A 12,570-nucleotide genomic window follows, 5' to 3' on the forward strand; every position below is an offset into this window, starting at 1 on the left:
TGGCGCGGCACCGTCAGGCGCGCACCCAGGCCTCAAATGATAACGGCTCGTATTTGCATTTGATACCCATTCACTTGAACGGGACAGCAACCGTTGCCCACGCAGGATCAGCCGACGCTACGCGCCGACAACAGGCCCCGGCGGCGGAACCACCATTCCAGCGGCAGCGTGACCACCGGCGGAATCGCCGCCAGCAGGGCCAGGCCGGTGGCCCACCACGGCCAGCGCAGGCGCAGCGCCGCCAGCAGGCTGACCGCCACGTAGACCAGGAAGGCCCCGCCATGCAGGGGACCAAACACCTTAACCAGCGCCACGGTGTCGGCCGGGCCGTACTTCAGCCACATGCCCAGCAGCAGCCCAGCCCAGGTGAGCGCCTCGATGAAGGCAACGATGGCGAACGCGCGCCCGAACGGGTGCAGGGGGGAACGTTGGGTCACGAAAGGCTCCGGGCCGGGGGGTCAAACGCGAATGATACGCAGATGCGAACGCCAGCAGGAACCCGCCGTGCCCGGCGGTCGCCCCTCACAGCCCGACCGACGCAATTTCCTCCAACACGGCCTGCACCGGCCGCCCGTTGTCGACCAGGTTGAACATCACATGCGCCACGCCCTGCGCCTGCACACGCTGCAGATAGGCCTGCAGACCGTGGCGGCCCACTTTCATGCCCAATGGCAGTGGCGTGGCCGGCGCGTGCGGATCGGCCTGCAGATCCAGTTGCATGGACTGCACGAACGGCTTGGCGGTGCCGGCCTGCGCCAGCGCCTGTTGCCACAGCCCGATGCGGCCTTTCTGTGCACCTTCTTCACGGTGATAGGTGGCCCAACCCTCGGCGTCGCGTGCGATCCACTGCAGGCTCTGCCGCGCCGTTCCCACCACCAGCATGGGAATGCACTGCTGCGGCGGCGCCAGTACCGCAAAGCCGCCGGTGGCATCGGCCAGTTCGGCCTGTGCGTGAGCGTCGGGCGACAGCGCCGCGCGCAACACCGACCAGCGCTGGCGGAACGCCGCACCGCGATGGTCCAGGTCTTCGCCGAACGCGGCGAACTCTTCCGGGCGGTCACCCGAACCCAGGCCGAGGATGAAGCGCCCCTCGCTTATCCGGTCCAGGCTGCGCGCGGCCTTGGCCACATGCAGCGGATGCCGCAGCGGCAGCACGATGGCCGCGCTGCCCAGCGCGATGCGCTCGGTGGCACCGGCCAGCGCTGCCAGCCACAGGAACGGATCGTCCAGTGCACTGGCCGTGGCATCCGGCCCCTGCGGCACCATCAGCGGCACGTCGCGCGCCCACAGCGCGGCAAAGCCCAGATCGTCGGCCAGCCGTGCGTGCGCACGTGCGCTGCGCAGATCAGCCAGGCCGTGCGCGGCCAGCGGGGTCATCAGGCCCAGACTGAGGCCCTGCGATGGAAACACCCGCGCATGGGCGGCATTGAAATCGCTCATGCAGGCAGCTTAGCGTGGCAGGCTGACCACCACGCCACCACAGGAAGAACACTGCATGCACAGGATCCGCCCCGCCCTCGCCCAGGACACCCCGGCGATCAGCACCGTGTGCATGGCCGCGTTCGAACAGACGGTGGCGCCCACCCTGAGCGCACAGGGCGTGGCCACGTTTGCCGCGGTGGCTGCGCCTGCCGCCTTCGGCGATCGCCTGCAGGGCGACAACCACATCCTGGTGGCCGAACAGGACGCGCGCATCGTGGGCGTGGTGGAACTGAAGGAAGGCCGGCACCTGGCGATGCTGTTCGTGGCCCCGGCCTGCCAGGGCCAGGGCATCGGCCATGCGCTGCTGCAGGCGGTGCTGCCGCACCTGCGCGCACCCCAGATGAGCGTCAGCGCGTCACTGAATGCCGTGCCCACTTACCAGCGCTACGGCTTCGTGCTGGATGGCGAAGTGGCCGAGTCGAACGGACTGGTCTACCAGCCGCTGACCCTGGCCGCCCCGCCCCGGCACTGACTGCGCCGATCAGACGAACATGCCGCCGGACGCTTCCACGCGCTGGCCGTTCACCCAGCCGGTGGCGGGCGACAGCAGCGCCACCACCACCGGGCCGATGTCATCGGGCAGGCCGGCGCGGCCCAGCGCAGTGATCGACGACACCATGGCATTGGTCTGCGCATCGTCGCGCACCCGGCCGCCACCGAAGTCGGTCTCGATGGCACCCGGCGCCAGCGTGTTGGCGCTGATGCCACGCGCGCCCAGTTCGCGCGCCAGATAGCGGGTGAACACTTCAATGCCGCCCTTCATCATGGCGTAGGCGGAACTGCCGGGCAGCGAGAAGCGCGCCAGCCCGCTGGAGACATTGAGGATGCGGCCGCCATCGGCGATCAGCGGCAGCAGCGCCTGGGTGAGGAAGTACGGGCCCTTCAGGTGTACGGCCACCGCGTTGTCGAACTGCGCCTCGGTGGTGTCGGCAATCGGCGCGTACAGGCCTTCGCCGGCATTGTTCAACAGGCCCTGCAGCGCCGTGGCCCCCCAGCCCTGCAGCACGTTCTGCAGTTGCTGGGCGAAGGCGGTGAAACCGGCGCTGTCGGCCATGTCCAGCGGCAAAGCCGCGGCACGACGGCCCAGCGCTTGGATCTGCTGCACGACCTGTTCGGCGGCGTCGGCCTGCGCGCGGTAGGTAATGACGATATCGGCGCCATCGGCGGCCAGCGCCAAGGCGGCGTTACGGCCCAGGCCGCGGCTGCCGCCGGTGACAAGGACAACACGGGAAGAAGACGTCATGACGGTGCACCTGGTTGAGGAGGAAGTGGGACCAGACTATTGGGATTGCCGAGCGCCATAAATCGCGCGATCCTGATTTGACTGTTCAACCTGGCCAAACAATCCATGGACCGCCTAGATACCCTGCGGGTCTTCCTGCGCGTGGCCGAGCTGGGCTCGTTCACCCGCGCGGCCGACGGCCTGGGCCTGCCCAAGGCCAGTGTGTCGCAGGCGATCCAGCGCCTGGAGGCCGAACTGGGCACCCAGCTTCTGCACCGCACCACCCGCCGCGTTCACCTGACGGCCGACGGCACCCAGCTGCAGCAGCGTGCCCATGATCTGCTGGACGACATGGAAGAACTGCAGGGCCTGTTCCGCCGCCAGACCAGCGAACTGAGCGGGCGCCTGCGCGTGGACATGCCCGGCGGGCTGGCGCGCAACCTGGTGATTCCGCAGCTGCCGGGCTTCCTGGCCCAGCACCCGGCGCTGGAAGTGGAACTGAGCGCGACCGACCGCCGCGTGGATGTGGTGCGCGAAGGCTTCGACTGCGTGCTGCGGGTCGGCAACCTGGACGACAGCAGCCTGGTTGCGCGCCCACTGGGCCACATGCACATCGTCAACGTGGCCAGCCCGGCCTATCTGGCCGCGCGCGGTGTGCCGCGCGAACTGGCCGACCTGGACCAGCATGCGCTGGTGCACTACGTGGGCACGCTGGGCCAGCGCTCGCCGGGGTTTGAATACTTCGATGGCCAGCAGTACCGCAGCTGGCCGATGCGCGGCGCGCTGACGGTGAACAATGCCGACGGCTACAGCGCCGCCGCACTGGCCGGACTGGGCATCATCCAAGTGCCGGAAATGGGCGCCCGCCAGGCGCTGCGCGAGGGCCGGCTGGTACAGGTGCTGCCCGACTGCGTGGCCGAACCGATGCCGGTGAACCTGGTCTATGCGCAGCGCCGCCATCTGCCACGCCGCGTGCAGGCCTTCATGCACTGGCTGGCCAGTCTGCTGGCCGACGAGCTGCAGGCGGCGCGGGCCCCCTGACCCGCATATGCCGGCAGGCACGGCCGTCATGCCCAAACTGCATCAACCGCAGGGGGCGGCCTTCCTACAATGCGCTATTCCCCCAACGGACCGCCCGCCGATGCGCACTGCCCTTTCCGTACTGCTGCTCGCCTCGGCACTGAGCGCCTGCTCGCCCGCGCAGGCCCCGGTTGCTTCGGCCAATGCGGCCAGCGCCGCGCCGGCCACCGCCATCGCCTGGCGCCAGGGCGACGTGGACGATGCCTTCAATGAAGCAGCCGAAAGTGGCAAGCCGGTGCTGCTGTACTGGGGCGCGGTGTGGTGCCCGCCCTGCAACCAGCTGAAGGCCGGGCTGTTCAAGGATCCGGCCTTCATCGCCCTGACCGGCAAGTTCGTGCCCGTCTACCTGGATGGCGACGAGGAAGGCGCGCAGGCCTGGGGCGAGCGCTTCGGCGTGCGCGGCTATCCCACGCTGATCGTGCTGGACCCGCAGCGCAATGAGATCACTCGGGTGGCCGGCGGCAACGATGCGGCCGAACTGACCCGGGTACTGACCGTGGCCGCCGGTCGCCGCAGTGCGGTGGCCGACACGCTGGCCACCGCCTTGGCGACACCCGCCAGACTGGGCGCAGAGGACTGGCAGGTACTGGGCGACTACGGCTGGGAAGTGGACGCCAACAAGCTGGCCGGCACGCGCAGCAGTACGGATGTCTTGAACGCACTGGCCGCCGCCGCACCGGAGCCTGCGTTGCAGCGCCGCTTCGCGCTGCTGGCGCTGGCCACGGCGGAGACGACGCGCAGCGCCCCGACCGCCACCCGCGAACTGCTGGAGGCCGTGCTGGCACAGCCGGCCGAGGTGCGCCGCAATCGCGAACTGCTGGGCTATGCCGGTGCCAAGCTGGTGAAACTGGCCAGCGCCGGCCCCACCACCGAGCAGCGCCTGGGCCAGCAGTTGCTGGTCGCGCTGGACCGCGCCGACGCCGCCCAGGGCAACCGCGCCGACGATGCCCTGTCGCGTGCGCTGACCGAACTGGAATTGGCCCGCCAGCAGCAACCCGAAGGCGCGCTGCCGCCCACGCTTGTCGCGCAGGTGAAGCAGCGCGTAGCCGCCGCCGATGCCGCCGCCAGCGATGCGCATGCACGCCAGGCCACGATCAGCAGCGCGGTGTATGCGCTGCGCCAGATCGGCGATGACGCCGGTGCCGAGGCACTGCTGTTGGCCGAGATCAAGCGCAGCGAGCAGCCCTACTACTACATGCCCGAACTGGCCGAACTGGCCGAGCAACGCGGCGACACCGCCGGTGCGCTGGAATGGCTGAAGCGCGCCTATGAAGGCGCACAGGGCCCGGCCACGCGCGTGCAATGGGGCGTGCTGTACGTGGAAGGCCTGCTGCGGCTGGCCCCGCAGGATGCACCCCGCATCGAACAGGCCACCGATGCGTTGATCGCCGAACTGCAGAGCCAGCCGTCGGGCTACCACCAGCGCACGCGGCAGCGTTTCGAGCGGCTGGCGGCGCAGTTGAAGACCTGGAGCGGCAAGCACCAGGGCGCGCAGACCCTGGCCCGCCTGCAGCAGCGCATGCAGCAGGCCTGCGGCGAGCAGAGCGACGGTGCGTGCCGGAATTGGTTGAGCTGAGCGGCGTGTCCACCAAGGTGGACACCTACCGACGGACATCGGGGCCGTTGTCAGGTCAGGTCGATCGCTCTGAACTGCAGCTCCCGGTAAAGCACCTTGATGCCTTCAGCAGACGCCTCGACCAGTCGCTTCTCATCGTAGCTCGCCAGCGTCTCGACCCGATAGTCCGCGCTCAAGCGGTCCACCAGCTCCCGTAGCTCCTCCCGGCGGGTGGCCGTTCCCGTTTCAAAGTGCCCGAGCAGACGATCGCCCCGGTACAGGTTCAGTCGGTACACCGTCATGCCCCGCTCCCCTCGCCATCAGAAGGCCAGTAATGGGAATCAGGCGTGGCGCGGGCGCCGAAAATGGCCTGGCCTACGCGCACAACCGTGGCGCCTTCTTCGATGGCGATCTCGTAATCGCCCGACATCCCCATGGACAACTCCTGCAGTGACACCCCGTCGATGGCCTCTTGCTGCAGGCGATCTCTCAGCTGCCGCAGGCGGATGAAGCACGGGCGCACCTGTTCGGGTTGCGCCGAGAGCATGGCCAAGGTCATCAAGCCCCGCACGCGCAGCGAACGGTAGGGTGCCAACTGGCGCAGGAATGCCGGCACGCTGTCGATGTCCAACCCGTACTTGCTGGCTTCACCTGACGTATTGACCTGCACGAAGACGTCCAGGCCGCGCCCCTCGATCTGCAGCCTGCGGTCCAGCGCTTCGGCCAGTTTCAGGCTGTCCAGTGCCTGGAACTCATCGGCGAACCGGGCGACCACCTTGGCCTTGTTGGTCTGCAGATGGCCGATGATCGACCACTTCAGCGCCGGCAGATCCTGCGTCGCTTCCCACTTCGCCACCGCCTCCTGAACCTTGTTCTCGCCCAGCATCCGGCAGCCCGCCGCAAAGGCGCGGCGCACGGTGGCTTCCGGCTTGGTCTTGCTGACCGGCAGCAGCCTGACACTGGCCGGGTCGCGCCCAACGCGCAGGCAGGCCGCGTCGATCCTGGACTGCACCGTGGCCAGGTTCGCCACGATGTCCTGCTCCGTTGTCGCCTCGGGCCACAGGCCGTGTAGGTCGTGCCGTGTGCCTGCCTGTGGGTTGCCGCCGGTAGTCATTCAATGCCTCACGTGGGGTGGTTGCCGCTTCGCGCCCTGCGCGACGGCATCCGTGTTATTGTCCTAGGCCAATAAGCTATCACGTCCCAGGACACTGTGGAAATCGTAGGCACCTCGGCTGCGGCCATCTTCGAAAGCGTTCGTGGCCTGGTCCAGGCCGGGCAGCTGCGGGCCGGGCAGGAGCTGCCGACGGTGCGGGATCTGGCGGCCTCGCTGGGCGTGAACCGCAATACGGTTTCCAGCGCCTACAAACGCCTGGTCAGCGCAGGGGTTGCGACCACACAGGGCCGCCTGGGCACGACCATTCGTGACCCGATGCGCCTGGGCGAAGCCGAGGGAACCGTTCCGGGATGCTGGTTGACTGACCTGGCCGGAGGCAACCCGAACCCGGAGTGGCTGCCGGACATCGTGCAGGTGCTTGGCCAACGGCCCCAGCCGCCTGCGCTGTACGGGGCGCCGGCGGTGCATCCGGAGCTGGAAGCGCTGGCCACCGCGTGGATGCAGGGCGACTGCCCGCCCGCGTTCCGAATGGACATCACCGGGGGCGCGGTAGACGCGGTGGAGCGGCTTCTCGCCTGCCATCTGGTGCCCGGCGACAAGGTGGTCGTTGAGAACCCCTGCTTTGTCAGCAGCGTGAACACCCTGCGCGTGGCGGGTCTGCAGCCATTCCCTGTCGACATGGATGCCGAGGGCATGATCCCGGCGGCGCTGGAGGAAGCGCTTGCCCGCGGGGCGCAGGCCGTGATCCTGACGCCCCGTGCGCAGAATCCCACGGGATGTTCGCTTGGTGCCACGCGCGCGGCCGAGATCCGGGCCGTACTGTCACGCCATCCCAATGTCCTGGTGATCGTTGACGATCACTTTGCACTACTCGCTACGAACGACTATTTCGATGTGATTCCTGCCGATGCGCGGCGCTGGGCACTGGTCAGGTCCGTCTCGAAAGCGCTGGGCCCCGACCTGCGCCTGGCGCTCGTTGCCAGCGACGCGCAGACCTCCAGCCGACTGCGGCTTCGATTGGCTGCCGGCGCCCACTGGGTCAGCCATCTGCTGCAACAGGCGGTGATCGGCTGCCTTGGCTCGCCCACGGTCAACGCCCGGATTGCAGCCGCACGCGGCGACTACGCGGAAAGACGCTCGCGGCTGGTCCACCTTCTGCACGGCCGCGGTATCAGCACCGCTACGTCAAGCGATGGGCTGAACGTCTGGATTCCCCTTGAAACCGACAGCCAGCCGTTGGTCATCGAACTGGCCAAGCACGGCTGGCTGACCCGGGGTGGCGAGTCGTTCGGCGTGCAGGCGCCGTCACATGGCCTGCGCCTGACCATTTCCTCCCTCGCACCCGATGATGCGGTGCGCTTTGCCGATGACCTGGCCGCTGCAATGCAACGTCTCGCGTTGTAGCGCGCCGTCCTTGCACCCACCCCACACGCCGCTCAACCCAGGACGCCACCGATGCAGGTTCACTTCGTCATCCATGAAGCCTTCGAGGCGCCCGGCGCGTATGCGCAATGGGCCGACAGCAGGGGCCACGGAACAAGCTTCACTCGACTGCATGCGGGCGATCCGCTGCCGCCCGATGCCAACGCCCACGACATGCTGATCGTCATGGGCGGCCCGCAATCCCCGGCGACGACCCTCGACGAGTGCCCGCATTTCAACGCCGCAGCAGAGACGCACCTGATTGCAGCGTTTGCCGCGGCGGGCAAGCCGGTGCTGGGCGTCTGCCTGGGCGCGCAGTTGATCGGCGAAGCGCTGGGTGCTTCCTTCGAGCACAGCCCGGACAAGGAAATCGGCACGTTCCCGATCACCCTGACCGCCGCAGGACGTGCCAACCCCATGTTCGTCCATTTCGGCGATACGCTCGACGTTGGCCACTGGCACAACGACATGCCCGGCCTGACCGCCGATGCCACGGTCATCGCCCAGAGCGAGGGCTGCCCGCGGCAGATCGTGCAGTACGGCCCCTTGGTATATGGCTTCCAGTGCCACATGGAATTCAATCGCGAGGTGGTTGCATTGATGATTGCCGCGTCCACGCAGGAGCTCGACGCCTTCCGTTCTTCGCGCTTTGTCCAGCAGCCGGACGAGCTGCTGGCGCAGGACTACGCGGCCATGAACGAGGTCCTCTTCACGTTCCTGGACAAGCTCGAAGCCGCGTTCGAAGGTAGCGCCGGGCCACGCCCGGCGAGCGTAGCGGATGCTTGACCTCAACCAAAGTTGAGGTGCGATAACAGTGCTCCCCCGGCCAGACACCTGGCCACCCACGGAGACTGTTGCAATGCCGTACTCGCTTCCCGCCCTGCCCTACGCCTACGACGCGCTGGAACCGCACTTCGATGCGCTCACCATGGAAATCCACCATGGCAAGCACCACCAGACCTACATCAACAACCTCAACGCAGCATTGGAACAGGCCGGGCTGCCGGCCACGCCGGTGGAAGCCCTGATTGCCGACCTGGAGGCCCTGCCCGAAGCGCTGCGCCTACCGGTTCGCAACAACGGCGGCGGCCATGCCAACCACAGCCTGTTCTGGTCGGTACTGAGCCCGAGCGGCGGCACGCCCGGCGCCGCAGTGGCCGCAGCGATCGATCGCGACCTGGGCGGATTCGATGCCTTCAAGGACGCCTTCAGCAAGGCCGCGCAGACCCGCTTCGGCAGCGGCTGGGCGTGGCTGACCAGCGATCGCAGTGGGCGGCTGCAGATTGAAAGCAGCGCCAACCAGGACAACCCGCTGATGGGCGCGGCCGTGGGCCTGTCCGGCAACACGCCCATCCTGGCGCTGGATGTCTGGGAGCACGCCTACTACCTGCACTACCAGAACCGTCGCCCGGACTATATCGGTGCGTTCTTCCAGATCATCCACTGGGCCGAAGTGGAGCGTCGCTACACACAGGCGATGCACGCATGAGCGCCGAAGGCATGCCCTATGCCGGGCCGTGGCCGGGGGTCTACCCCGCCCCGGCCGTGCAGCCATCGGTCGCGCTGGCACCGCGCGCCCTGCGGCGGTTGCTGGGCCACTACCCGACCGGGGTGGCCATTGCCACCACCAGCGACGCGCGCGGCAAGCTGCACGGCCTGACCATCAACTCGTTCGTGCCGGTTTCACTGCAGCCGCCGCTGGTGTCGTGGACCCTGGCACTGCACGCGCACAGTTTGAGGGCGTTCCAGCGTGCACCGCAGTTTGCGATCAGCGTGCTGGGCGCGCACCAGGTGGCGCTGGCACGCCAGTTCGCCGACCCGCTGGTGCGCGATCGCTTCGAAGGCGTGCCGCTGCTGGACGAGGAGGACGGCCTGCCGCCGCGGATTGCCGGCGCGGTGGCCCACTTGGTCTGCAGCCGCCACGCGCACTGGCCGGTGGGCGACCATCTGCTGCTGGTGGGCCGCGTGCTGCAGGCCAGCGACGCCGACCAGGCCCCGCTGCTGTTCCATCGCGGCCGCTTCCAGGCCGGATCGCTGCAGCCCGTGTTCGAGGTCATCCCATGAACATGCTGGCCCTGGAGGCGCTGCTGGCGGCGGGCAAGGACAGCGCGCTGCTGCGCTTCGGCCTGGGCAAGGGCTGGCTGGATGCCGGTGACGCGCTGCGCGCGGCGATGCACCTGGGCCGCTGCGTGGCGCTGGACCCGCAGTACTCGGCCGCGTGGAAGCTGCTGGGCAAGGCATGGCTGGCCGGTGGCCAGCCGGGCGCTGCGCGCGAGGCGTGGCAGCGCGGGCTGTGCGTGTCCGGCAGCAAAGGCGACCAGCAGGCGCAGCGGGAAATGCAGGTGTTCCTGCGCCGCCTGGACCGCGCCGGCGACGCCGCCCAGGCACAGGCGGGCTGAGCGATCAGCCCGCGTTGGCCGGCGTCGGGCTGGGCGGCGACAGGATGTCGGCCAGCGGCAGGCGGCGCGGCTTGCTGGGGAAGGCATGGCGCAGGATGCGCCAGACCACCTGGCCGAACTGGCGCGGCAGCGAGCCGTTGTTGTAGTGCTGGCCGTAGCGGCGGCAGATGTCCTTCACTTCCTTGGCAATGGTCGCGTAGCGGTTGGCCGGCAGATCGGGATAGAAGTGGTGTTCGATCTGGTGGCTCAGGTTGCCCGACAGCACGTTGATGATGAAACCACCGCTGATGTTGGACGAGCCGCGCAGCTGGCGCAGGTACCAGTGGCCGCGCGATTCATTGCGCAGGCATTCCTTGGGGAAGGTTTCCGATTCGGCGGTGAAATGGCCGCAGAAGATGATGACGTAGGTCCAGATGTTGCGCAGGCCATTGGCCACCAGGTTGCCCAGCATCACCGGCAGGAAGAACGGGCCGGCCAGCAGCGGGAAGAACACGTAGTCCTTCAGCACCTGGCGCAGCATCTTGCGCGCCACCGGGCGGGTCTGCAGCCACATGGCGCGGCTGCTGATGCGGCCCTTGAACCAACGGCCCAGGCGCAGGTCCTGCGCGGCCACGCCCCACTGGAACAGCAGCGCGAAGATCGGCGCGATGATCGGCTGCAGCAGGTAGAACGGCTTCCAGCGCTGTTCGGGGAAGATGCGCAGCAGGCCGTAGCCGATGTCATCGTCCATGCCGCGCACGTTGGTGTAGGTGTGGTGGCGGAAATTGTGGGTCTTGCGCCAGTTGTCACCGGTGGCGACGATGTCCCATTCGTAGGTGTTGCCGTTGAGCTTGGGGTCGCCGGTCCAGTCGTACTGGCCGTGCATCACGTTGTGGCCCAGCTCCATGTTTTCCAGGATCTTGGCCAGCGCCAGCAGCAGCGTGCCGGCAATGCAGGCCGGCCACAGCAGCGGCGCCCAGAACAGCGGCGAGAACGCGCCCAGGAACAGCAGGCCACGACCCAGCACGCCGGACCAGCGCACGGCAGCGGCCACGCGGCGGATGTAGCGGGTGTCGGACGCGCCCAGGCTGCCGATCACACGGTCGCGGATCGCGTCGAGTTCCCTGCCGAAGGCATCCATCTCCACGGGGCTCAGGGCACGGTCAGTAGCGCGGGTCATGGCAACGGTTCCTCAGAGATCCAAAGTCAGGTCGGTGGTCGGCGCACTCACGCAGATCCGTACCGGTGCGGCCGGGCCAGACTGGGTTTCGCCGGTGCGCAGGTGGCGGGTGCCGCCACTGACGCCTTCGCAGGTGCAGGTATTGCAGATGCCCATGCGGCAGCCGTGCTTGGGCTTGATGCCCTGCGCTTCCAGGCTTTCCAGCAGCGAGCGGTTTCGCGGTACTTTCAGCTGGCGGCCGCTGCGGGCCAGGGTCAGGGCCACTTCGCCCTCGCTGTCGGCGCCGGTGATCGGCGCCGGCGGGGTGAAGGCCTCGGCCTGGAAGCCAGCCACCTGGTGGGCCAGACGCGCACGCGCGGCGGCGACGAAACCGTCCGGGCCGCAGGCCAGTACATGGCGCTGGGCCAGCGGGGTGTCATCACCGGGCACCACCAACGTGTGGCGATCAATGCGCGCAGCCGGGGCATCGCCCTCGCGGGTGGTCAGCAGGTGCACGCGCAGGTTCGGGGTGGCCGCGGCGAGCGCCTGCAGTTCATCACGGAACTGCTGGCTTGCCGCCGTGCGTTCCCAATAGAACAGATCCACCGGCGCCGCCAACGGGCGCTGGCAGGCCTCGCGCAACAGGCTGCGCATGGGGGTGATGCCACTGCCGGCGGCCAGCAACAGCACCGGCGCCGCGGCAGGCATGTGGAAATCGCCGAAGGCGGCATCCAGCCGGAACAGATCGCCCGGGCGCGCGTGGTGCAGCAGGTGCTGGCTGACCTGCCCGCCTTCCACGCCCTTGACGGTAATGGCCAGTTCGCGGCGCCCGATCATCGTCGGGCTGTAGCTGCGGCGCAGGATGCGCCCACCCAGCTCCACGCCCAGGGTGATGTGCTGGCCGGCACGCATGCCCTTCCAGTGCCGGTTGCAGCGCAGGACCAGGGTCGTGGCGCCCTCCCCGGCCGGTTCACGTCGCACCAGGCGGGCCAGGGGCTCGCGCAGGGTCCACAGCGGATTGAGCTGGCCCGCCCAGAAATCGAACAGCGACGGCGACAGCCAGCGGTACGGAGAGAACAGGGACGGACGGATGACGGCGCTCATGGGGCCACTATACGGGCGCACATACACCTGTGTATACATGTGTATATTGAACCG

The 12,570-nt window shown here is 68.4% G+C and carries 15 protein-coding genes; 8 read left to right on the top strand and 7 right to left on the bottom strand.

Features of this window, described 5'->3' with window-relative positions; all coding sequences use genetic code 11:
• Positions 1-107: 107 nt before the first annotated feature.
• Entirely contained in the window at positions 108-437 is a 330-nt protein-coding gene (locus C1932_RS10855; RefSeq protein WP_199911960.1) for a DUF3817 domain-containing protein, read from the bottom strand.
• Positions 438-522: 85 nt separating this feature from the next.
• Positions 523-1,440, bottom strand: a complete 918-nt coding sequence (locus tag C1932_RS10860; protein WP_108762165.1) for a TIGR03571 family LLM class oxidoreductase — start codon at positions 1,438-1,440, stop codon at positions 523-525.
• Positions 1,441-1,495: 55 nt separating this feature from the next.
• Between C1932_RS10860 and C1932_RS10865 the strand changes: the two genes are divergently transcribed.
• Entirely contained in the window at positions 1,496-1,954 is a 459-nt protein-coding gene (locus C1932_RS10865) for a GNAT family N-acetyltransferase (RefSeq protein WP_108762166.1), read from the top strand.
• Between the two features lie 9 nt (positions 1,955-1,963).
• On the opposite strand, the gene C1932_RS10870 is transcribed toward C1932_RS10865, so the two are convergent.
• A complete protein-coding gene (locus C1932_RS10870) occupies positions 1,964-2,725 on the bottom strand; it encodes an SDR family oxidoreductase (RefSeq protein ID WP_108762167.1) in 762 nt (253 codons plus the stop codon).
• Positions 2,726-2,830: 105 nt separating this feature from the next.
• Here C1932_RS10870 and C1932_RS10875 point away from each other — a divergent pair, with 105 nt between their 5' ends.
• Positions 2,831-3,745 carry a LysR family transcriptional regulator gene (locus C1932_RS10875; protein ID WP_108762168.1) on the top strand — a complete coding sequence of 305 codons (915 nt, stop codon included), beginning with the start codon at positions 2,831-2,833 and terminating at the stop codon, positions 3,743-3,745.
• Positions 3,746-3,845: 100 nt separating this feature from the next.
• Positions 3,846-5,360: a thioredoxin family protein gene (locus tag C1932_RS10880; protein WP_234412102.1), complete on the top strand. Its 1,515-nt coding sequence runs from the start codon at positions 3,846-3,848 to the stop codon at positions 5,358-5,360.
• A 50-nt stretch (positions 5,361-5,410) separates the two neighbouring features.
• Here C1932_RS10880 and C1932_RS10885 read toward each other — a convergent pair whose 3' ends face one another.
• A complete protein-coding gene (locus C1932_RS10885) occupies positions 5,411-5,641 on the bottom strand; it encodes a cytoplasmic protein (protein WP_108756372.1) in 231 nt (76 codons plus the stop codon).
• On the bottom strand, positions 5,638-6,453 hold the full coding sequence (locus C1932_RS10890) for a YggS family pyridoxal phosphate-dependent enzyme (protein ID WP_108762169.1): 816 nt from the start codon (positions 6,451-6,453) through the stop codon (positions 5,638-5,640). The genes C1932_RS10885 and C1932_RS10890 overlap by 4 nt, the downstream gene beginning before the upstream one ends.
• A gap of 96 nt (positions 6,454-6,549) precedes the next feature.
• Here C1932_RS10890 and ptsJ point away from each other — a divergent pair, with 96 nt between their 5' ends.
• The 5 genes from ptsJ to C1932_RS10915 all read left to right on the top strand — a co-directional run bounded on the left by ptsJ (position 6,550) and on the right by C1932_RS10915 (position 10,274).
• Positions 6,550-7,857 (top strand): transcriptional regulator PtsJ, encoded by a 1,308-nt coding sequence (gene ptsJ / locus C1932_RS10895; protein WP_108762170.1) that lies wholly within the window; start codon positions 6,550-6,552, stop codon positions 7,855-7,857.
• Between the two features lie 51 nt (positions 7,858-7,908).
• Positions 7,909-8,661, top strand: a complete 753-nt coding sequence (locus tag C1932_RS10900; RefSeq protein ID WP_108762171.1) for a type 1 glutamine amidotransferase — start codon at positions 7,909-7,911, stop codon at positions 8,659-8,661.
• Positions 8,662-8,734: 73 nt separating this feature from the next.
• On the top strand, positions 8,735-9,364 hold the full coding sequence (locus tag C1932_RS10905; protein WP_108762172.1) for a superoxide dismutase: 630 nt from the start codon (positions 8,735-8,737) through the stop codon (positions 9,362-9,364).
• Positions 9,361-9,939: a flavin reductase family protein gene (locus C1932_RS10910; protein WP_108762173.1), complete on the top strand. Its 579-nt coding sequence runs from the start codon at positions 9,361-9,363 to the stop codon at positions 9,937-9,939. Before C1932_RS10905 ends, C1932_RS10910 begins: the two co-directional genes overlap by 4 nt.
• A complete protein-coding gene (locus C1932_RS10915) occupies positions 9,936-10,274 on the top strand; it encodes a hypothetical protein (protein ID WP_108762174.1) in 339 nt (112 codons plus the stop codon). The genes C1932_RS10910 and C1932_RS10915 overlap by 4 nt, the downstream gene beginning before the upstream one ends.
• Before the next feature lie 4 nt (positions 10,275-10,278).
• Here the strand turns inward: C1932_RS10915 and C1932_RS10920 are convergent, their stop codons facing one another.
• Both C1932_RS10920 and C1932_RS10925 read right to left on the bottom strand, forming a co-directional pair.
• Positions 10,279-11,433 carry an acyl-CoA desaturase gene (locus tag C1932_RS10920; protein ID WP_108762175.1) on the bottom strand — a complete coding sequence of 385 codons (1,155 nt, stop codon included), beginning with the start codon at positions 11,431-11,433 and terminating at the stop codon, positions 10,279-10,281.
• A gap of 12 nt (positions 11,434-11,445) precedes the next feature.
• Positions 11,446-12,516 (bottom strand): ferredoxin reductase, encoded by a 1,071-nt coding sequence (locus C1932_RS10925; RefSeq protein ID WP_234412104.1) that lies wholly within the window; start codon positions 12,514-12,516, stop codon positions 11,446-11,448.
• Between the last annotated feature and the right edge of the window lie 54 nt (positions 12,517-12,570).

This window comes from Stenotrophomonas sp. YAU14D1_LEIMI4_1 (genome assembly GCF_003086815.1).
GTDB lineage: Bacteria > Pseudomonadota > Gammaproteobacteria > Xanthomonadales > Xanthomonadaceae > Stenotrophomonas.